Genomic DNA, 21755 nt, shown 5'->3' on the forward strand with positions numbered 1-21755 from the left:
TGTTTAAGTTAAGACTTGGTTTGTTCTGATGGCGCGTTGCCTGCGGCTTGCTGTTTATCATCAGAAGCTACTTCCTGCGCTTTTACCTGCACGCCTGGTTTGATTTTTTGCAGGCCGGTGACGATAACGCGATCGCCCGTTTTCAGACCGTCAGTGACCAGCCATTTATCGCCAATCGCCTGAGACGCTGTGACCTGGCGGACTTCGACTTTATCGCCTTCCCCGACCACCATGACGCTGGCGTCGCCGCGCGGCGTACGGGTAACACCCTGTTGCGGTACCAGCAGGGCGTCAGGGTTAACCCCTTCTTCCAGACGGGCACGCACAAACATCCCCGGTAGCAGGGTGTGGTCCGGGTTCGGGAAAATCGCGCGCAGCGTGATAGAGCCGGTGGTCTGATCGACTGTCACATCCGAGAATTCCAGCGTACCGGCCTGCGGATACTTAAGACCGTCATTGGTGACCAGCTCTACTTTCGCTTTGCCATTTTCCTGTTTCAGGCGGCCGTCGGCCAGCTCCTGTTTCAGGCGCAGGAAATCATTGCTCGACTGGGTGACGTCAACATAGATCGGATCCAGCTGCTGAACAGTTGCCAGGGCAGTCGTTTGACCATTCTGGACCAGCGCTCCTTCGGTCACCGCGGATTTACCAATCCGGCCGCTGATCGGCGAGGTGACTTTGGTGTAGGCCAGATTGATGCGCGCAGTTTCCACGGCCGCTTTCGCTGCGACCACGGCCGCATTGCTCTGCTGTGCCGTCGCGACGGCGGTATCGTAGTCTTGTTGACTAATATATTTCGTGCCTAACAGTTTCTGATAACGCTTGACCGTCAGTTGATCCATGTTCGCCGCCGCCTGGGCTTTTGCCAGGTCGCCTTTGGCGCTGTCATAGCTGGCCTGATAGGTGGCGGGATCGATCTGATACAGGGAAACGCCGGCCTGGATGTCGCTACCTTCCACGAAGTTACGTTTTAAAATAATGCCACTGACCTGAGGACGGACTTCCGCAATGCGATAGGCGCTGGTGCGGCCTGGCAGTTCGGTGGTTATTTGTAGAGGTGCGGATTTGAGCGTCACAATACCGACTTCCGGCATGTGCTGGGCTCCTTGTTGAGCCGGTTTATCGTCACATCCTGTTAGCGCTAAGCTGCCTGAGAGCATCAGAACGACCGCCAGAGGCGTTAACCCTCTGTTTTTGTTCATATGTAAACCTCGAGTGTCCAATTTCAAAATGTTCAGTGGCTCAAACAACCACAAACCCACTACAGTCTTTCTATTATGGTCATGCTATGGTACATACATTCACAAATGTATGTAAACGTAACCTCTGTAAAGTCATTAACCTATGGCACGAAAAACCAAACAACAGGCACGTGAAACCCGGCAACTGATTCTGCATGTTGCTCTGCGTCTGTTTTCGCAGCAAGGCGTATCATCTACCTCGTTGGCAACAATTGCAAAAGCTGCGGGTGTAACGAGGGGGGCTATCTACTGGCATTTCAAGAATAAATCAGATTTATTCAACGAAATTTGGGAGCTGTCAGACGCCAGTATTAGCGATCTCGAAATTGAGTATCGGGCAAAATTCCCCAACGATCCACTCTCAGTTATCAGGGAGATATTAGTCTATGTTCTTGAAGCGACAGTGACAGAGGAACGTCGACGATTAATGATGGAGATTATCTATCATAAGTGTGAGTTCGTCGGTGAGATGACCGTGGTGCAGCAGGCCCAGCGGCAGCTCTCCCTGGCGAGCTACGAGCGTATCGAGCAGACCTTAAAAGAGTGTATCGCCGCGAAGCTATTGCCCGCCAATTTACTCACCCGGCGGGCGGCCGTGTTAATGCGCAGCTACCTTTCCGGACTGATGGAAAACTGGCTGTTTGCCCCTGATTCATTCGACCTGCATGCGGAAGCGCGCGACTACGTCGCCATCCTGCTGGAGATGTATCAGTTCTGTCCCACGCTACGCGGCCCGGAGAGCCTGACAGCTTAACGTTAGCGCGCGGATGCACGTGAATTTTTAGCGCCGTCCGCCGCTATTCGCCAGCGAAGAGAAGTGCTATTCTGCGCGCTTGCGACGACCCCCGGTATTCTCCGGCATTTGCATTCATTCATATTAACTATGCTGCACACGATCTCCAGGCAACGCGCCACGTTTATCTTTTTCATTACGCTGCTCTGCTTTATTGGCCTTTTCAGCCCAGTTCAGGGCCGCGCCGCGGACCTCCCTGACCGGGCAGAGGTGCAGAGCCAGCTCAATACGTTAAACAAGCAAAAAGAACTGACTCCCCAGGACAAACTGGTCCAGCAGGATTTGACCCAGACGCTGGAAACGCTGGATAAAATCGAGCGCATCAAAAGCGAGACGGCACAGCTGCGTCAGCAGGTCGAGCAAGCCCCGGCGAAGCTGCGCCAGGCGGTGGATAGTCTCAACAACCTGAGCGAGGTCACTGACGACGCCGCCACGCGCAAAACGCTCAGTACGCTCTCTCTACGTCAACTGGAGTCACGCGTCACCCAGACGCTGGACGATCTGCAGAATGCGCAAAACGATCTGGCGACCTATAACAGCCAGCTGGTTTCCCTGCAAACGCAGCCGGAACGTGTGCAGAACGCGATGTATAACGCCTCCCAACAGTTGCAGCAGATCCGCAATCGGCTGAATGGCACCTCGGTGGGCGACGAGACGCTGCGCCCGACTCAGCAGGTGCTGTTGCAGGCTCAACAGGCGCTGCTCAACGCGCAGATTGAGCAGCAGCGCAAGAGCCTCGAAGGCAACACCGTCCTGCAGGATACCCTGCAGAAGCAGCGTGACTACGTCACCGCCTGGAGCAACCGGCTGGAGCATCAGCTGCAGCTGCTGCAGGAGGCGGTGAACAGCAAGCGGCTGACGCTGACGGAGAAAACCGCCCAGGAGGCGGTCACCCCGGACGAAACCACGCGAATTCAGGCCAATCCGCTGGTCAAACAAGAGCTGGATATCAACCACCAGCTGAGCGAGAAGCTGATCCAGGCGACGGAGAACGGCAACCAGCTGGTACAGCGCAATATCCAGGTGAAGAACTGGCTCGACCGCGCTCTGCAGTCTGAGCGGGATATAAAAGAGCAAATTTCCGTGCTCAGAGGCAGCCTGCTGCTGTCGCGCATTCTTTATCAGCAACAGCAGACGCTGCCGTCGGCGGACGAACTGCAGGATATGACCAACCGCATCGCCGACCTGCGGCTCGAACAGTTTGAGGTGAACCAGCAGCGCGACGCGCTGTTCCAGAGCGATGCCTTTGTCGCCAAACTGGAGGAGGGGCACAGCAGCGAAGTGAACGATGAAGTCCACGCCGCGCTACTGGAAGTGATCGACATGCGCCGCGAACTGCTTGACCAGTTCAACAAACAGCTGGGGAACCAGCTGATGATGGCCATCAACCTGCAGATCAACCAGCAGCAGTTGATGAGCGTCTCGAGCAGTCTGAAGGAAATTCTGACCCAACAAATTTTCTGGGTGAACAGCAATAAACCGATGGACTGGGAGTGGATTAAAGCCTTCCCGGAAGCGCTGAAAGGTCAGTTTAAGGCGATGAAAATCACCGTGAACTGGGAAAAAGCGTGGCCCGCGGTGTTTATCGCTTTCCTGGCCGGTTTACCATTGCTGCTGATTGCCGGCCTGATCCGCTGGCGTCTGCAGTGGCTGAAGGATTATCAGGCTAAGCTTGCTTCCCAGGTGGGGCAGCTGCGCAACGATACCCAGCTGCATACGCCAAAGGCGATCCTGATCGACCTGATTCGGGCCTTGCCGGTGGTGCTGGTAATTTTGGCGATTGGCCTGATCTTACTCACCATGCAGCTTAATATCAGCGGACTGCTGTGGGCGTACAGTAAAAAGCTGGCCATGTTCTGGCTGGTCTTTGGTCTGTGCTGGAAAGTGCTGGAAAAGAACGGCGTGGCGGTCAGCCACTTCAATATGCCTGCGCAGTTGACCAGCCACTGGCGGCGACAAATTGTTCGCGTCAGCCTCGCGTTGCTGCCGCTGAATTTCTGGTCGGTGATTTCCGAGCTGTCGCCACTGAACCTGATGGACGACGTGCTGGGGCAGTTTGTGATTTTCTTCAATCTGCTGCTGATTGCCGTGCTGGTCTGGCCGATGTGTCGGGAAAGCTGGCGTGATAAAGAATCACACAGCCTGCGCCTGCTGACGATCACCGTGCTGTCTATTGTCCCGGTAGCCCTGATGGTGCTGACGGCGACCGGTTACTTCTACACCACGCTGCGCCTGGCGGGACGCTGGATCGAGACCGTGTATCTGGTGATGATCTGGAACCTGCTGTACCAGACCGTGCTGCGCGGTCTGAGCGTGGCGGCGCGACGTATCGCCTGGCGCCGGGCGCTGGCGCGCCGTCAGCATCTGGTGAAGGAGGGTGCGGAAGGCGCCGAGCCGCAGGAGGAGCCGACTATCGCTCTCGAGCAGGTCAACCAGCAGACGCTGCGCATCACCATGCTGGTGATGATCGCGCTGTTCGCGGTCATGTTCTGGGCGATTTGGTCTGATCTGATCACCGTTTTCGCCTATCTCGACAGCATTACCCTCTGGCACTACAACGGTACCGAAGCGGGGGCCAGCGTGGTGCGCAGCGTCACGATGGGCAGTCTGCTGTTTGCCATTGTGGCGTCGATGGTCGCCTGGGCGCTAATACGCAACCTGCCGGGTCTGCTGGAGGTGCTGGTTCTCTCGCGTCTCAATATGCGTCAGGGAACCTCCTACGCCATCACCACCATTCTTAACTATGCGATTATCGCCATCGGGGCGATGACGGTGTTCGGGTCGCTGGGCGTCTCCTGGGATAAACTGCAATGGCTGGCGGCCGCGCTGTCGGTTGGTTTAGGTTTTGGCCTGCAGGAGATCTTCGGTAACTTCGTCTCCGGTCTGATTATTCTGTTCGAGCGTCCAGTGCGCATTGGGGATACGGTAACCATCGGCACCTTCTCCGGTACGGTAAGCAAAATCCGTATCCGCGCGACCACCATCACCGACTTCGATCGCAAAGAGGTGATTATCCCGAACAAGGCGTTCGTTACCGAGCGCTTGATCAACTGGTCGCTCTCCGACACCGTGACCCGGGTGGTGATCCGCCTCGGCGTCGCCTATGGCTCCGATCTGGATAAAGTGAAAGCGGTGCTGCTGAAGGCCGCGCACGATCATCCGAAAGTGATGCAGGAGCCGGCGCCAGCGGTTTTCTTCACCACCTTCGGGGCCAGTACGCTGGATCATGAACTGCGTCTGTATGTTCGTGAACTGCGCGATCGCAGCTACACGGTGGATGAGCTCAACCGCGCCATCGACCGCCTGTGCCGGGAGAATGACATTAACATTGCCTTTAACCAGCTGGAAGTTCATCTGCGCAATGAAAAAGGCGATGAAGTCACCGAAGTGAAGCGGGACGGGAAGGGGGACGATCTGGCGCCCACCACCGCGTCCTGATCGAAGAGGGGCGGCGCAAAGCCGCCCCTGCTGCTTCAGGGTGCCAGCGCGGCGAGTTCTTCATCGCTGAGCCCGGTGAGCTCCTGCACGGTTTGACGTTCGAGGCCGCGCGCCAACATTCTGGCGGCGATGCTGCGGGTGGCGGCTTCTCGACCTTCCTGCTCACCCTCTTGCTGTCCCTGTTTACGGCCTTTTTCTTCCAGCCATTCGGCAATGGTCATCATCAGCTCCTTATGCCTGGGCGACTGCGCCGCCAGCGTGCGGATCAGCGCCCCCGGATGTTCCGTAGTTCCCGCCTGCAACATATAGCGCAGCAGCGTATTCAGCTGCGCTTCTGTCAGATAGCCTTGCGTCATCAGCGCAATCAGCGGCACCTGCAGCTCGGCCAGATCGCGATGGCGGATATGCTTTTGCAGCAGCTCCAGCATGGCCATCCGCCGATGACGGGCGATCTGATTATCTGGCATTACGGTGAGGTCCACCAGCGGAAAATCATTGCTATAGAGCGCCTTCGCCAGCGCCGGATCGGCGAATAGCTGTTGCCAGTTGCGAGCCCAGGGCCAGGGGCTCACTTTGCCGTGATAAAACAGAATGGGCACCACCAGCGGCAGCGTGTCGTGGCCGGCGTCCAGATGACGCTGCATGGCGGCCAGCGCATAGCGCAGCAGGCGAAATGCCATCAGCTTGTCCGGGGTACTCTGGTGCTCAATCAGCGCGTACACATAGCCCGGTCCATGACGCGTGCGCAGTGAGTAAAGGATATCGGAATAGCTGGCGCGCAGGTCCTCTTCAACAAAGCTACCGGAGACCAGCTGCAGCGAATCCAGTTCGCAGATCGCCAGAAACGGCGCGGGGAGATACAACTGCAAAAAATCCTTCGCGACCGCCTGATGCATGAGCATCTGGCGAAACACCGCGTCGTGTGGGGTTTGACTGACTTTTTCCATCAATATTGTCTCCAGTGGCGTCATGCGCAGAGGACCAGACTGCCAGCACACTGCCGGAGACAACATCCTACTTCTCTGGGTTTTGCGACCCGCTTTCCGCGTTTTTTAACTTGTTTGCATAATCCCGCCTGACAATTTCCAGCGCGCCCAGCACGGTTTGCGCCGGGATCTGATGCGATTCCAGCAACATGATTAAATCGACGGCCAGTTTGACCTCATCGGATGCATTTTCCAGCGACATCGGGCTCTCCTGTTAGCGCGTCAGCCGCGCCAGTACGTTTTCAATCTTGTCCAGTGCCTGTCGGCAGCGCGCCAACCGGCCGCTGTAGGCTTCAACTTCTTTCCCCAGCCGCTGCTGCTCGTCAAGGCTGGTCGCCTGCGCCAGCTGACGCTGACGTTGGTCGCGCATCGCCAGCAGGCGGCGCTCATACTCCTGATGCTGCAGGCGACGGCGCTGCCAGCGGCTCAGCGTTGGCGACGCGTGGTCCCAACTGCGCAAGGACCAGGTGGCGGTTTCACGACGCAGCGCGGCGATTTGCGCCGCCAGACGCTCGGCAATCCAGACCACCTGCGGCAGTTGCTGGCGCTCGACGGCCTGGCTCAGTTGGGAAAAGTTTTGCCGGGCTTCCGCCAGATAGTCCTGCATCAGCGTGCTGCGGGTATGAAAGAGCTGACGGTCAAAGCGTGGGCTCAGGGTCGCGTGCTCCGCCAGCGGCGCCACCAGCGCGGCCAGCTCGCTGAGCTGATCGTTCAGCGTTTGTAAAAGTTGAGCTGTTTTCACCACACCTCTCCATTCCCTTCCAGCCAACTGTGCTACAGTAGCCTCATCTGTTTGATAACGATTCGCATTATGCCACCTGTTATTCTAACCATTATCGGCTGGCTGGCGGTAGCGCTGGGTACGCTGGGCATCTTCTTACCGTTGCTGCCGACGACGCCGTTTATTCTGCTCGCCGCCTGGTGCTTTGCCCGCTCATCGCCGCGCTTTCACCAGTGGCTGCTGTATCGCTCCTGGTTTGGCGGCTATCTTCGCCACTGGCAGCAGTACCGCGCGATGCCTCGCGGCGCCAAACCGCGCGCCATTGCGATGATCGTGGTGACTTTTGCTATTTCGCTGTGGCTGGTTAAGCTTACGTGGGTGCGCATCATGCTGTTGGTCATTCTGGCCTGCCTGCTGATCTTTATGTGGCGCATTCCGGTGGTTGACGCAAAGCAACAAAAGCACTGATGCGCAATAATGCCTGTTGCAATTGTTGCTGACAGCCAGTAAATTCTGGCGTTTTCGAGCGCGGGCAAGCCTGGTCAAAGGTTAAACAAATGTTTCTTTGGCCCCTTTTGCACGCCCGTGGGTAACACCGTTTCAATCAGGCATACACTTATGACCGCAACTGCACAGCAGCTTGAATATCTGAAGAACAGCATCCAGAGTATCGAGGATTATCCAAAACCTGGCATTCTTTTCCGCGATGTCACCAGCTTACTGGAAGACCCGAAGGCCTACGCGCTTAGCATTGAACTGCTGACCGAGCGCTACAAAGACGCGGGTATTACCAAAGTGGTAGGGACTGAGGCGCGTGGCTTCCTGTTCGGCGCCCCGGTTGCGCTGGCGCTGGGCGTGGGCTTTGTTCCGGTTCGCAAGCCGCGTAAGTTGCCGCGTGAAACCATTGCCGAGAGCTATGAGCTGGAGTATGGCACCGATCAGCTGGAGATCCACGTTGATGCGATCAAACCGGGCGACAAGGTGCTGGTGGTGGACGATCTGCTGGCGACCGGCGGCACCATCGACGCGACGGTCAAACTGATCCGCCGTCTCGGCGGCGAAGTGCACGATGCCGCTTTCATTATCAACCTGTTCGATCTGGGCGGCGAACAGCGCCTGGAGAAGCTGGGGATCCACTGCTACAGCCTGGTGCCGTTCCCGGGCCACTAAGCAAATCCCTCCACATAGCCTCGCCGATCGGGCGGGGCTGTGATAGCATGACCCCTTCGTGATTTCACCTTCCAGCGTTTCAGAGCCAGCCCATGAGTTATCAGGTCTTAGCCCGTAAATGGCGCCCACAAACCTTTGCTGACGTCGTCGGCCAGGAACATGTGCTGACCGCACTGGCGAACGGCTTGTCGTTAGGGCGCATTCATCACGCTTATCTCTTTTCCGGTACCCGCGGGGTCGGTAAGACCTCCATCGCCCGTCTGCTGGCGAAAGGGTTAAACTGTGAAACCGGCATCACCGCCACCCCCTGCGGCGTGTGCGATAACTGCCGGGAAATTGAACAGGGGCGTTTTGTCGATCTGATTGAGATTGACGCCGCCTCGCGCACCAAAGTCGAAGATACCCGCGACCTGCTGGATAACGTCCAGTACGCGCCGGCCCGCGGCCGCTTTAAGGTCTATCTCATCGACGAAGTCCATATGCTGTCGCGCCACAGCTTCAACGCGTTATTAAAAACGCTGGAGGAGCCGCCAGCACACGTCAAATTCCTGCTGGCGACGACGGATCCGCAGAAGCTGCCGGTGACGATCTTATCCCGCTGCCTGCAGTTCCATCTCAAAGCCCTGGATGTTGAACAGATCCGCCATCAGCTGGAGCATATTCTTGGCGAAGAGCAGATTGCCTTTGAGCCCCGCGCGCTGCAGCTCTTGTCGCGGGCAGCCGACGGCAGCCTGCGCGATGCTTTAAGCCTGACCGATCAGGCGATTGCCAGTGGGGAAGGACAGCTGACGGCCGCATCGGTGAGCACTATGCTCGGCACCCTTGATGACGATCAGGCGCTGTCGCTGATTGAAGCGCTGGTTGCTGCCGACGGCGAGCGGGTGATGGCGGGCGTCAATGACGCCGCCGCACGCGGCGTCGAGTGGGAGGCACTGCTGGTGGAGATGCAGAGCCTGCTGCACCGCATCGCCATGGTACAGCTGTCGCCTTCGGCGCTGGGCGCCGATATGGCCACGGTCGAAGTGCGGATGCGCGAACTGGCGCGAACTGTACCGCCGGGTGACGTTCAGCTTTACTACCAAACGCTGCTGATGGGCCGCAAAGAGCTGCCTTATGCGCCGGACCGGCGAATGGGCGTCGAAATGACGCTGCTCCGCGCGCTGGCGTTTCATCCGCGTAAGCCGCTGCCAGAGCCGGAAGTGCAGCCAGCACAGACCGCCGCGCCCGTGCCGCGTCAGCCGGTTGCCCCCGCTGCGCCGCCGCAGCAGCCGTCGCAGAGTTTGCCGCCGACCACCAGCCAGGTGCTGGCGGCCCGCAGCCACCTGCAGCGCAGCCAGGGAGCAACCACTCCAAAAAAGAGTGAACCGGCAGCCGCTTCCCGCGCGCGGCCGGTGAATAACGCTGCGCTGGAGCGACTGAGTTCGATTACCGAGCGCGTCCAGGCTCGTCCGGCGGCGGCTGCCCTTGAGCAGGCCCCGGCGAAGAAAGAGGCCTATCGCTGGAAGGCGACGACAGTGGTTGAAGAGGCCAAAGTCGAAGTCGCCACGCCAAAAGCGCTGAAAAAAGCGCTGGAGCATGAGAAGACGCCGGAGCTGGCGGCCAAGCTCGCCGAAGAAGCGGTCGAGCGCGACAGCTGGGCGGCGGAAGTGAGCCGGCTGGCGGTACCTAAGCTGGTCGAGCAGGTGGCGCTCAACGCGTGGAAAGAGCAGGAGGGCAGCCGCGTCTGTCTGCATCTGCGCCCCAGCCAGCGTCACCTCAATTCCACCGGCGCGCAGCAAAAGCTGGCTGAAGCGCTGGGGGTGTTGTACGGTACGCCGGTTGAATTGACCATCGTGGAAGATGATAATCCCGCGATGCGTACGCCGCTGGAGTGGCGGCAGGCTATTTATGAAGAAAAGCTCGCGCAGGCGCGCGAAGCCATTATCGCGGATAATAACATTCAGACCCTGCGTCGTTTCTTCGACGCCGATCTGGATGAAGAGAGTATCCGCCCCATTTGAACGCCAGTCTGACTGGCATTCAGTACCTTTAACGATGACTGAGAGAGAAGCCTATGTTTGGTGGAAAAGGCGGCCTGGGTAACCTGATGAAGCAGGCCCAGCAGATGCAAGACAAAATGCAGAAGATGCAGGAAGAGATCGCTCAGCTGGAAGTGACTGGCGAATCCGGCGCGGGTCTGGTGAAAGTGACCATTAACGGCGCGCACAACTGCCGCCGTGTGGAAATCGACCCAAGCCTGCTGGAAGACGACAAAGAGATGCTGGAAGATCTGGTGGCTGCCGCGTTTAACGACGCCGCGCGCCGCATTGAAGAGACCCAGAAAGAGAAGATGGCTTCCGTTTCTGCCGGTATGCAGCTGCCGCCAGGCTTCAAGATGCCGTTCTGATGCAAACCAGCCCGCTGTTAACTCAGCTTATGGAAGCGCTGCGCTGTCTGCCGGGCGTTGGCCCGAAGTCGGCGCAGCGCATGGCGTTTACCCTGCTGCAGCGCGATCGCAGCGGCGGTATGCGCCTAGCGCAGGCGCTGACGCGCGCGATGTCGGAGATCGGCCACTGCGCCGATTGCCGCACCTTCACCGAGCAGGAGGTGTGCAATATCTGCAGCAACCCGCGTCGCCAGGAAAACGGCCAGATCTGCGTGGTGGAGAGTCCGGCGGACATCCACGCCATCGAGCAGACCGGGCAGTATTCCGGCCGCTACTTCGTGCTGATGGGGCACCTGTCGCCGCTCGACGGCATCGGGCCAGATGACATCGGGCTCGATCGCCTTGAACAACGGTTGGAAGCGGAGTCGATCACCGAGGTGATCCTTGCCACTAACCCGACCGTTGAGGGTGAGGCGACGGCCAACTACATCGCGGAGCTGTGCGCGCAGTATGGCGTTGATGCCAGCCGCATCGCCCACGGCGTGCCGGTGGGCGGCGAGCTGGAAATGGTCGACGGCACCACGCTGTCCCACTCGCTGGCCGGTCGTCACAAGATTACTTTCTGAACAAATGGAGGCGGCCAGCGCCGCCTCCGCTTGAAAAATTTCCCCGCAGTCCCCATCTCCCACTCAACGGTTTTTTACCCCATTTAAAATGGCATTGTTGAGGTTGAATCAGATGAAAGGACAAGAAACTCGTGGTTTTCAGTCAGAGGTAAAGCAACTTCTGCACCTGATGATCCATTCCCTCTATTCCAACAAAGAAATCTTTCTGCGTGAGCTGATTTCCAACGCCTCTGATGCGGCCGATAAGCTGCGTTTCCGCGCGCTGTCGCAGCCGGATTTGTATGAGGGCGATGGCGAGCTGCGCGTACGGGTTTCGTTTGATAAAGACAACCGCACCCTGACCATCGCCGATAACGGTATCGGCATGAACCGGGAAGAGGTTATCGATCATCTCGGCACTATCGCCAAATCCGGCACCAAAGCGTTTCTGGAATCGATGGGTTCCGACCAGGCGAAAGACAGCCAGCTGATCGGCCAGTTCGGCGTCGGCTTCTACTCTGCCTTCATCGTGGCGGATAAAGTGACCGTGCGTACCCGTGCGGCGGGCGATAAACCTGAGAATGGCGTGTTCTGGGAATCCGCCGGCGAAGGGGAATATACCGTTGCCGACATCACCAAAGCCGATCGCGGCACCGAAATCACCCTGCATCTGCGTGAGGGCGAAGACGATTTCCTCAACGACTGGCGCGTGCGCTCCATCATCAGCAAGTATTCCGACCATATCGCGCTGCCGGTTGAGATTGAAAAGCAGGAAGAGAAAGACGGCGAAACCGTGATTTCGTGGGAAAAAATCAACAAGGCGCAGGCCCTGTGGACCCGCAGCAAGTCCGAAGTGAACGACGACGAATACAAAGAGTTCTACAAGCATATCGCTCACGACTACAGCGACCCGCTGACCTGGAGCCACAACCGCGTGGAAGGTAAGCAGGAGTATACCAGCCTGCTGTATATCCCGTCGCAGGCGCCGTGGGATATGTGGAACCGCGATCATAAACACGGCCTGAAGCTGTACGTGCAGCGTGTGTTCATTATGGACGACGCCGAGCAGTTTATGCCGAACTACCTGCGCTTCGTGCGTGGCCTGATCGACTCCAACGATCTGCCGCTGAACGTCTCCCGTGAAATCCTGCAGGACAGCAGCGTGACCCGCAACCTGCGTACCGCGCTGACCAAACGCGCGCTGCAGATGCTGGATAAGCTGGCGAAAGACGACGCTGAAAAATATCAAACTTTCTGGAAACAGTTCGGCCTGGTGCTGAAAGAGGGCCCGGCGGAAGATCCGAGCAACCAGGAAGCGATCGCCAAACTGCTGCGTTTCGCGACGACGCATACCGACTCCTCCGCGCAGACCGTGTCGCTGGAAGAGTATGTCTCGCGGATGAAAGAAGGCCAGGAGAAGATCTACTACATCACTGCCGACAGCTATGCGGCGGCGAAGAGCAGCCCGCACCTCGAACTGCTGCGTAAGAAAGGGATTGAAGTTCTGCTGCTCTCCGATCGCATCGACGAGTGGATGATGAGCTACCTGACCGAGTTCGACGGCAAAGCGTTCCAGTCGGTGGCGAAAGCCGACGAGTCGCTGGACAAGCTGGCGGATGAAGTGGACGAGTCCACCAAAGAAGCTGAAAAAGCGCTGGAGCCGTTCGTTGAGCGGGTGAAAAACCTGCTTGGCGACCGGGTGAAAGAGGTGCGTCTGACCCATCGTCTGACCGACACCCCGGCGATTGTCACTACCGATGCCGATGAGATGAGCACGCAGATGGCGAAGCTGTTCGCGGCAGCGGGCCAGGCGGCACCGGAAGTGAAATACATCTTCGAACTGAACCCGGCGCATCAGCTGGTGAAACGCGCCGCCGATACCCAGGATGACGCGCAGTTCGGCGAATGGGTGGAACTGCTGCTGGATCAGGCGCTGCTGGCCGAGCGCGGCACGCTGGAAGATCCGAACCAGTTTATCCGTCGTATGAACCAGCTGCTGGCTTCCTGACGCGAACCTGAACGAGTAGCCCGGCCGAGCGACGCGACGCCGGGAACGGGATAAATGCCCCGCCTGAGCAATTTGCTCCGGCGGGGCATTTCACATTGGATTGCATAAAATATCTCACCATTAACCGTTTCAGCCGCACCGCCTTCCTTGAGCCATCGCCGTTCTGGTGGTATGGTTTAGCGTTTTTGAAAAATTGAATCGACTTTTGAGGGGATTTTCGTAATGCGTATTATTCTGCTTGGCGCTCCGGGCGCGGGTAAAGGAACTCAGGCTCAGTTCATCATGGAGAAATACGGTATTCCGCAAATCTCCACCGGCGATATGCTGCGCGCGGCGGTAAAATCCGGCTCTGAGCTCGGTAAGCAAGCGAAAGACATTATGGACGCCGGCAAGCTGGTAACCGATGAGCTGGTCATCGCGCTGGTGAAAGAGCGTATCGCCCAGGAAGATTGCCGTAACGGTTTCCTGCTGGACGGCTTCCCACGCACCATTCCGCAGGCTGACGCCATGAAAGAAGCGGGTATTACCGTTGATTACGTGCTGGAATTCGACGTGCCGGACGAACTGATCGTCGACCGCATCGTTGGCCGTCGCGTTCACGCGGCATCCGGTCGCGTCTACCACATCAAATTCAATCCGCCGAAGGTGGAAGGCAAAGACGACGTGACCGGCGAAGAGCTGACCACCCGTAAAGACGATCAGGAAGAGACCGTGCGTAAGCGCCTGGTGGAATACCATCAGATGACAGCGCCGCTGATCGGCTACTACACCAAAGAAGCGCAGGCGGGCAACACCAAATACGCCAAAGTCGATGGCACCAAAGCGGTAGCTGACGTGCGCGCCGAACTGGAAAAAATCCTCGGCTGATAAAGCCTTTTCTCATCCTGCTGCCGCAGGATGAGAACTCCTCTCATTTCTACCTTTTGCTATGATTGGTTCCGTTTAGCGCCATTTCAGCTACAATTGGCTGCGATTCAAATGGTTAAGAGGCGGTAATGCATCAGACGAAAACAGGTATCTTGCTGGCCAATTTAGGCACTCCCGATGCGCCCACCCCCGGTGCGGTGAAGCGCTATCTGCGACAATTCCTCAGCGACAAACGGGTGGTGGATACATCTCGTCTGCTATGGTGGCCGCTGCTGCGTGGCGTCATACTGCCGATTCGCTCCCCGCGCGTGGCGAAGCTCTATCAGTCCGTGTGGATGGAGGAGGGATCGCCGCTGATGGTATACAGCCGTCGCCAGCAGCAGGCGCTGGCCGCCAGGCTGCCGGATACGCCGGTGGCGCTGGGCATGAGCTATGGTTCGCCGTCGCTGGCCAGCGCGGTGGATGATTTACTGGCGCAGGGGGTGGGGCACATCGTAGTGCTGCCGCTGTACCCACAATATTCCTGTTCGACGGTGGCCGCCGTCTGGGATGAGCTGGCACGGATCCTTGCGAAAAAGCGCGCTATTCCGGGTATCTCGTTTATTCGCGATTATGCCGATCACCCGGACTATATCCATGCGCTGGCGGCCAGCGTGCGCGCCTCCTTCGCGGTGCACGGGGAACCCGATCTGCTGCTGCTCTCCTACCATGGGATCCCGCAGCGCTATGCCAACCAGGGCGATGATTATCCCCAGCGCTGTCGCGATACCACGCGGGAACTGGTTTCCGCGCTGGGGCTGCCGCCGGAGCGGGTGATGATGACCTTCCAGTCACGCTTTGGCCGGGAACCCTGGCTGACGCCGTACACCGATGAGACGCTGAAGATGCTTGGCGAGCAGGGGACGAAGCATATTCAGGTGCTGTGCCCGGGGTTTGCCGCTGACTGTCTCGAAACGCTGGAAGAGATTGCTGTTCAGAACCGGGAAGTTTTCCTCGAAGCGGGTGGCGAGCAGTATGAATATATTCCGGCGCTAAATGCGGATGTGGCGCATATTGAGATGATGGTCAACCTGACGGCGCCTTATCGCTGATCGCGCGCAGGGCGGGGAATATGCTACTATTTCCCGCTTGTTCCCTGTTATTTAAGCGCCACTATGAAATTTCCCGGTAAACGCAAATCCAAACACTATTTTCCCGTCAACGCCCGCGACCCGCTGCTGCAGCAAATTCAACCGGAGAATGAATCCAGCGTCTCCTGGGTGGTCGGTATCGACCAGACGCTGGTGGATATCGAAGCGAAAGTGGATGAAGCGTTTATCGTACGCTATGGTCTGAGCGCGGGCCACTCGCTGGTGATTGAAGATGACGTCGCCGAGGCGCTGTACCAGGAGCTGGTACGCAATAATCTCATTACCCATCAGTTTGCCGGCGGCACCATCGGCAATACCATGCACAACTACTCGGTGCTGGCGGACGATCGCTCGGTGCTGCTTGGCGTGATGTGCAGCAATATCGACATCGGCGGCTATGCCTATCGTTACCTGTGCAATACCTCCAGCCGCACCGATCTGAACTATCTGCAGGGCGTCGACGGCGCCATTGGCCGCTGTTTTACCCTGATCAGCGACAGCGGCGAGCGCACCTTCGCCATCAGCCCGGGTCACATGAACAAGCTGCGCCCGGAAAGCATTCCGGAAGCGGTGATCGCCGGCGCCTCGGCGCTGGTGCTCACCTCCTACCTGGTACGCTGCAAGCCGGGCGAGCCGATGCCAGACGCCACGATGAAAGCCATCGAGTACGCCAAAAAGCATGATGTGCCGGTGGTGTTAACTCTCGGAACTAAATACGTGATTGCCGATAACCCGGCGTGGTGGCAGCAGTTCCTGCAGGAGCATGTCTCGATTCTGGCGATGAATGAAGAGGAAGGGGAAGCCCTGACCGGTTTTGCCGATCCGCTGTCGGCGGCGGATAAAGCGCTGGACTGGGTCGACCTGGTGCTGTGCACTGCCGGCCCGGCGGGCCTGTATATGGCGGGCTTTACCGAAGAAGAGGCGAAGCGGAAAACCCAGCATCCGCTGCTGCCGGGGGCGATCCCGGAGTTTAACCAGTTTGAATTCAGCCGTGCGATGCGCCACCAGGATTGCGTTAATCCGCTGCGTATCTATTCACATATCGCCCCGTATATGGGCGGGCCTGAAAAAATCATGAATACCAACGGCGCTGGCGACGGCGCCCTGGCGGCGCTGCTGCATGACATCACCGCCAATAACTACCACCGCAATAACGTGCCCAACTCCAGCAAGCACAAATGCAAATGGCTGACCTACTCCTCACTGGCGCAGGTGTGTAAATATGCCAACCGCGTGAGCTATCAGGTACTGAACCAGCACTCGCCGCGTTTAACCCGCGGCCTGCCGGAGCGTGAGGACAGCCTGGAAGAGGCGTACTGGGATCGGTAAGCGCGTCCCTCTCCCGACGGGGAGAGGGCAGTACATCAGCCGGTGACGACTTCACCGGCCGGTGGCGTTTCCAGAAGCTGCAGCATGGCGCGGGCAATTTCCCGCTCGCCCATCACCACCTGATTAGCCCCGCGATCGATAATGTAGTCCACTTCATCATCGTAATGGGCGCGGGCGATGATCTCGATATTCGGGCATTTTTCCCGTGCGGAAGCGACAATCTCTCCGGCCTCGTAGCCGTTGGGGATAGTCAGCAGCAGCCAGCGGGCGCAGTCGAGATGCGCCAGTTCCATGATCTCTTCATTGGCGGCATTACCCAGCACCGCGCTGATCCCGCGCTCGCGTAACTCATCCACGCGGGTACGCGAGGTTTCAACCACCACCAGCGGGATCCCCTGGGCCATCAGCTTCTCGCCCAGCAGACTGCCGACGCGGCCGAAGCCAACCAGCAGCGCGTGGTTACAGATATCGACTGGCACCTGTTTCTCATCTTCCAGCACCTCTTCCAGCGTCTGCTCGTCGAGGGTTTCGGTTTTATCGAGATATTTTTCCAGCAGGGTAAACAGCACCGGGTTGAGCATAATCGAGATGATCGCCCCGGCCAGCACCAGGTTTTGTCCAGCCTGCGGCAGCAGGTTAAGCGCCATCCCCAGGCCGGCGAGAATAAAGGCAAACTCACCAATCTGCGCCAGGCTGGCGGCAATGGTCAATGCGGTACGCGGCGAATGACCAAACATACGCACGAGGAAAAAGGCGGCAGCGGATTTACCAAAGATAATAATCGCCAGTGTCGCCAGCACCGCCAGCGGCTGCTGCACCAGCACCATCGGGTCAAACAGCATGCCGACGGAGACAAAGAACAGCACCGCGAAGGCGTCGCGCAGCGGCAGGGTGTCATGGGCGGCGCGGTGGCTCAGCTCAGATTCGTTAAGCACCATACCGGCGAAGAAGGCGCCAAGGGCGAAGGAGACATCAAACAGCTCCACGGCGCCGAAAGCGATGCCCAGCGCCAGGGCCAGCACCGACAGAGTGAACAGCTCACGTGAGCCGGTGGCGGCGCTGCGCGACATGATCCACGGTACCAACCGGCGACCGACCAGCATCATGATGGCGATAAAGGCCACCACTTTACCAATGGTGATCCCGAGGTCGAGAGCCAGAGAGGCGAAGCCAACGTCACCTTTCTCCGTCATCCCGGCAATCGCTGGCAGCAGGACCAGCGTCAGGACCATCACCAGGTCTTCTACAATCAGCCAGCCAATGGCAATCTGCCCGCGCTGACTGTCAATAAGCTGTCGCTCCTCGAGGGCGCGCAGTAGCACCACGGTACTGGCGGTGGAGAGACACAGGCCAAAGACGATGCCGGTCATCAGCGACCAGCCAAGGGCGGCGGAGAGTGCCATACCCAACAGCGTCGCCACGGCTATCTGGGCGATAGCCCCGGGAATGGCGATCGACTTTACCGCCATCAGGTCTTTAAGCGAAAAATGCAGCCCGACGCCGAACATCAGCAGGATCACGCCGAGTTCTGCCAGTTCAGGAGCCAGTTTGGTGTCAGCAACAAAGCCAGGGGTGAAAGGTCCGGCCAGCACGCCCGCTAAGAGATATCCCACCAGAGGAGAAATACGTAGCTTGTTGGCAATCATGCCGAGAATAAAGGCGAGCACGAGGCCGCCGACAATGGTGGTGATAAGCGGTGTTGCGTGGTGCATTCCGTCTCCTTTCCAGTGGTGTATCGGTCCATTTTGCTACCCTATCCGGGTAATAGTTTATGACAAAAACGTTCACTTTGTTTATGAATAATTCTTGAATTGTGCAAAAAAATGGAATTAACCGGCCAAAAGGCACAGAAGGGAAAATCGCGGAGGGAATGCGCGCATCAGGCTGATGGCGCAAGGGATAACGGCGGCCAACGTTGCACTTTGGCCGCCGGATAATCAGGCTTTTTGCCGGTTATCAGGAAGAAATATCGTCAGGAAACCCAGCAGCGGCAGGAAGGCACAGATTTTATACACCAGATCGATACTGGTATGGTCCGCCAGCAGGCCCAGCACAGCGGCGCCAAGGCCACCCATGCCAAAGGCGAAGCCGAAGAACAGGCCAGAAACCATGCCGATTCGGCCCGGCAGCAGCTCCTGCGCATAGACCAGGATAGCGGAAAAGGCCGAGGCGAGGATAAAACCAATAATCACCGTCAAAATCCCCGTCCATTCAAGGCTAGCGTAGGGTAAAACGAGAGTAAACGGTGCTACGCCGAGGATAGAGCCCCAAATAACATATTTACGTCCAATTTTATCGCCAACCGGCCCGCCAATCACCGTCCCGGCGGCAACCGCGAACAGGAAGGCAAACAGATGAAGCTGGGCATTTTGCACCGATAATCCGAACTTATGCATCAGATAAAAGGTGTAATAGCTGCTAATGCTCGCCATATAGAAATATTTCGAGAAAATCAGCATCAGCAGAATACCTACCGCCAGAATCACCTTATTGCGCGGCAGCGGATTAACGATCACCGGCTTCGGTTTGCCTTTATTCATACGGTGCTGTGCGGCATACCAGCGGCTGATTTGCGACAGCACCACAATAGCCAGCAGGGCGGCCAGCACGAACCAGGCGACGTTGCCTTTGCCATAGGGGGCGATAATCACCGCCGCCAGCAATGGACCAAGCGAGCTGCCGAAGTTGCCGCCGACCTGGAACAGCGACTGGGCCAGGCCGTGACGGCCGCCAGAGGCCATCCGCGCCACGCGGGATGATTCCGGATGGAAAACCGAGGAGCCGGTACCCACCAGCGCGGCAGCCAGCAGCACCATGCCGAAACTCCCGGCCAGCGCCAGGAGAATCAAACCGCAGAGGGTGAAGCACATGCCCACCGGCAGCGACCACGGCATCGAGCGTTTATCGGTGATGTAGCCAATCACCGGCTGGAATAGCGATGAGGTCAGCTGGAAGGTGAGGGTGATCATCCCGATCTGCACGAAGGTAAGGGAGAACTCCGCCTGCAGCAGTGGGTAAATCGCAAGGATGAGCGACTGGATCATATCGTTAAGCAAATGGGACAGGCTGATCGCGCCTAAGATGCCAAACGAGGTGCGTGCTTTTTGCGGCGGCGCAGCGGGGCCGGACAGGGGTTGAGCGGTCTGATTGATTGCCATAGGTTCACGTCACTTTTTTATATAGCTTTCGTCATTTATACGCCATGGCGACGACCCTGATTTTCCCGGCTACTACATGGGAAATATAACCAACGGGCTGACGCAATGCCATACAACGCGAAGGCGTATAGAGGATGCAGGTGAAATTATTATCCGACTAACATACCTGTCCTTAGGGGTTGAAGGAAGTCGCAATTCTGAAAACATATTTGTCAACGCGACTAACTCGCTATACTTTCGGCACTTGGGATTAAGTCAGGGAGTGAAGCATGCAGTATTTTAAACATCGCGTAGCGCTGGCGTTATTTGCCGCCTTATCGCTGGGCAGCCTGTCCGCACAGGCCTATGAGCAGGATAAAACCTATAAAATTACCATCCTGCACACCAACGATCATCACGGCCATTTCTGGCGCAATGACTACGGCGAATATGGTCTGGCGGCGCAGAAAACGCTGGTCGATGGCATCCGAAAAGAGGTGGCGGCGGAAGGGGGGAGCGTCCTGCTGTTATCCGGCGGCGATATTAATACCGGCGTGCCGGAGTCTGATTTACAGGATGCAGAGCCCGATTTTCGCGGCATGAACCTGATCGGCTACGACGCAATGGCGGTGGGTAACCATGAATTTGATAATCCGCTGAGCGTGCTGCGCCAGCAGGAAAAGTGGGCTAAGTTCCCGTTCCTGTCGGCCAATATTTATCAGAAAAGCACCGGCGAACGGCTGTTCAAACCCTGGGCGCTGTTTAAGCGCGGCGGGCTGAAAATCGCGGTGATTGGCTTAACCACCGACGATACGGCCAAGATTGGCAATCCGGAATATTTCACCGATATCGAATTCCGCAAACCGGCGGAAGAGGCGAAGCTGGTGATCCAGGAGCTGCAGCAGAATGAAAAGCCGGACGTGATCCTGGCCACCACCCATATGGGCCATTACGACAATGGCAACCACGGCTCTAACGCGCCGGGCGACGTTGAAATGGCGCGGAGTTTACCTGCGGGATCGCTGGCGATGATCGTCGGCGGTCACTCGCAGGATCCGGTATGCATGGCGTCGGAAAATAAAAAGCAGGTCGATTATGTGCCAGGCACCCCGTGCGCGCCGGATCGTCAGAACGGCATCTGGATCGTCCAGGCGCATGAGTGGGGCAAATACGTCGGCCGCGCCGATTTTGAGTTCCGCAACGGCGAGATGAAGCTGGTGCATTATCAGTTGATCCCGGTGAACCTGAAGAAAAAAGTGACTTACGATAACGGCCAAAGCGAGCGGGTGCTGTATACGCCGCAGATCGCAGAGAACCCGCAGATGATGTCGCTGCTGACGCCATTCCAGAACAAAGGCAAAGCGCAGCTGCAGGTCAAAATCGGTAGCGTGAATGGTCATCTGGAGGGCGACCGCAGTAAAGTGCGCTTTGTGCAGACCAATATGGGGCACCTGCTGCTGGCGGCGCAGATGGCGCGCAGCAACGCGGATTTCGCGGTGATGAGCGGCGGTGGGATCCGCGACTCCATCGAGGCGGGGGATATCACCTATAAGGATGTGATGAAGGTCCAGCCGTTCGGCAATGTGCTGACCTATGTCGATATGAGCGGCAAGGAGGTGGTGGATTACCTGACCGACGTCGCGCAGATGAAGCCGGATTCCGGCGCCTATCCGCAGTTTGCCAACGTCAGCTTTGTAGCCAAAGATGGCAAACTGAACGATCTGAAAATCAAAGGCGAACCGGTGGATCCGGCGAAGACCTACCGGATGGCGACGCTGAGCTTTAACGCTACCGGCGGCGATGGCTATCCGAACATTGCCGATAAACCCGGGTATGTGAATACCGGCTTTATCGATGCCGAAGTGCTGAAAGAGTATATCGAGAAGAACTCGCCGCTGGATGCGGCAGCCTACGAGCCGAAAGGCGAGGTGAGCTGGCAGTAGGTCTGAGCTTCAGGTTGGCTAC

At 57.8% G+C, this 21755-nt stretch carries 18 protein-coding genes and 1 other annotated feature; of the genes, 12 read left to right on the plus strand and 6 right to left on the minus strand.

The window, feature by feature from the left end; translation table 11 throughout:
• Positions 1-8: 8 nt before the first annotated feature.
• Entirely contained in the window at positions 9-1202 is a 1194-nt protein-coding gene (gene acrA / locus NKJ21_RS20205) for a multidrug efflux RND transporter periplasmic adaptor subunit AcrA (protein ID WP_008805438.1), read from the minus strand.
• A 142-nt stretch (positions 1203-1344) separates the two neighbouring features.
• On the opposite strand from acrA, the gene acrR reads away from it, so the two are divergent.
• Positions 1345-1995 (plus strand): multidrug efflux transporter transcriptional repressor AcrR, encoded by a 651-nt coding sequence (gene acrR / locus NKJ21_RS20210; protein WP_239270557.1) that lies wholly within the window; start codon positions 1345-1347, stop codon positions 1993-1995.
• A 129-nt stretch (positions 1996-2124) separates the two neighbouring features.
• Positions 2125-5472 carry a mechanosensitive channel MscK gene (gene mscK / locus NKJ21_RS20215; protein ID WP_046882290.1) on the plus strand — a complete coding sequence of 1116 codons (3348 nt, stop codon included), beginning with the start codon at positions 2125-2127 and terminating at the stop codon, positions 5470-5472.
• A 35-nt stretch (positions 5473-5507) separates the two neighbouring features.
• Here mscK and NKJ21_RS20220 read toward each other — a convergent pair whose 3' ends face one another.
• The 3 genes from NKJ21_RS20220 to priC form a co-directional block, all read right to left on the minus strand.
• A complete protein-coding gene (locus NKJ21_RS20220) occupies positions 5508-6419 on the minus strand; it encodes an Rpn family recombination-promoting nuclease/putative transposase (RefSeq protein WP_004191634.1) in 912 nt (303 codons plus the stop codon).
• 67 nt (positions 6420-6486) lie between these two features.
• Positions 6487-6660, minus strand: a complete 174-nt coding sequence (rsmS, locus tag NKJ21_RS20225) for a pleiotropic regulatory protein RsmS (protein WP_008805442.1) — start codon at positions 6658-6660, stop codon at positions 6487-6489.
• A 12-nt stretch (positions 6661-6672) separates the two neighbouring features.
• Positions 6673-7200, minus strand: coding sequence for a primosomal replication protein N'' (gene priC, locus NKJ21_RS20230; protein WP_016160398.1), 528 nt, complete (start codon positions 7198-7200; stop codon positions 6673-6675).
• Between the two features lie 69 nt (positions 7201-7269).
• Here priC and NKJ21_RS20235 point away from each other — a divergent pair, with 69 nt between their 5' ends.
• From NKJ21_RS20235 to NKJ21_RS20275, 9 genes are all read left to right on the plus strand, one after another.
• Positions 7270-7647, plus strand: coding sequence for a DUF454 family protein (locus NKJ21_RS20235; RefSeq protein WP_008805444.1), 378 nt, complete (start codon positions 7270-7272; stop codon positions 7645-7647).
• A gap of 150 nt (positions 7648-7797) precedes the next feature.
• Positions 7798-8349: an adenine phosphoribosyltransferase gene (apt, locus tag NKJ21_RS20240; protein ID WP_012542663.1), complete on the plus strand. Its 552-nt coding sequence runs from the start codon at positions 7798-7800 to the stop codon at positions 8347-8349.
• A 92-nt stretch (positions 8350-8441) separates the two neighbouring features.
• Entirely contained in the window at positions 8442-10349 is a 1908-nt protein-coding gene (gene dnaX / locus NKJ21_RS20245) for a DNA polymerase III subunit gamma/tau (RefSeq protein ID WP_239270558.1), read from the plus strand.
• Positions 9682-9746, plus strand: a sequence feature (DnaX frameshifting element). Its footprint overlaps the gene before it by 65 nt.
• 53 nt (positions 10350-10402) lie before the next feature.
• On the plus strand, positions 10403-10735 hold the full coding sequence (locus tag NKJ21_RS20250) for a YbaB/EbfC family nucleoid-associated protein (protein ID WP_008805448.1): 333 nt from the start codon (positions 10403-10405) through the stop codon (positions 10733-10735).
• Positions 10735-11340 (plus strand): recombination mediator RecR, encoded by a 606-nt coding sequence (gene recR, locus NKJ21_RS20255; RefSeq protein WP_008805449.1) that lies wholly within the window; start codon positions 10735-10737, stop codon positions 11338-11340. The genes NKJ21_RS20250 and recR overlap by 1 nt, the downstream gene beginning before the upstream one ends.
• 112 nt (positions 11341-11452) lie before the next feature.
• Complete coding sequence (gene htpG, locus NKJ21_RS20260) at positions 11453-13327, plus strand: molecular chaperone HtpG (protein ID WP_012542661.1); 1875 nt, start codon at positions 11453-11455, stop codon at positions 13325-13327.
• Positions 13328-13549: 222 nt separating this feature from the next.
• Positions 13550-14194 carry an adenylate kinase gene (adk, locus tag NKJ21_RS20265; protein WP_002892184.1) on the plus strand — a complete coding sequence of 215 codons (645 nt, stop codon included), beginning with the start codon at positions 13550-13552 and terminating at the stop codon, positions 14192-14194.
• Between the two features lie 128 nt (positions 14195-14322).
• On the plus strand, positions 14323-15285 hold the full coding sequence (gene hemH / locus NKJ21_RS20270; protein ID WP_008805451.1) for a ferrochelatase: 963 nt from the start codon (positions 14323-14325) through the stop codon (positions 15283-15285).
• 63 nt (positions 15286-15348) lie between these two features.
• Positions 15349-16653, plus strand: coding sequence for an inosine/guanosine kinase (locus tag NKJ21_RS20275; RefSeq protein WP_008805452.1), 1305 nt, complete (start codon positions 15349-15351; stop codon positions 16651-16653).
• Between the two features lie 35 nt (positions 16654-16688).
• Here NKJ21_RS20275 and ybaL read toward each other — a convergent pair whose 3' ends face one another.
• Positions 16689-18365 (minus strand): YbaL family putative K(+) efflux transporter, encoded by a 1677-nt coding sequence (ybaL, locus tag NKJ21_RS20280; protein ID WP_008805453.1) that lies wholly within the window; start codon positions 18363-18365, stop codon positions 16689-16691.
• 225 nt (positions 18366-18590) lie between these two features.
• On the minus strand, positions 18591-19811 hold the full coding sequence (locus NKJ21_RS20285; RefSeq protein ID WP_110199414.1) for an MFS transporter: 1221 nt from the start codon (positions 19809-19811) through the stop codon (positions 18591-18593).
• A gap of 269 nt (positions 19812-20080) precedes the next feature.
• Here NKJ21_RS20285 and ushA point away from each other — a divergent pair, with 269 nt between their 5' ends.
• The gene (gene ushA / locus NKJ21_RS20290) at positions 20081-21733 is read left to right on the plus strand and encodes a bifunctional UDP-sugar hydrolase/5'-nucleotidase UshA (protein WP_239270559.1); all 1653 of its coding nucleotides are present in this window, start codon (positions 20081-20083) and stop codon (positions 21731-21733) included.
• Positions 21734-21755: the final 22 nt, after the last annotated feature.

Source organism: Klebsiella sp. SWET4, assembly GCF_024296565.1.
GTDB lineage: Bacteria > Pseudomonadota > Gammaproteobacteria > Enterobacterales > Enterobacteriaceae > Klebsiella > Klebsiella variicola.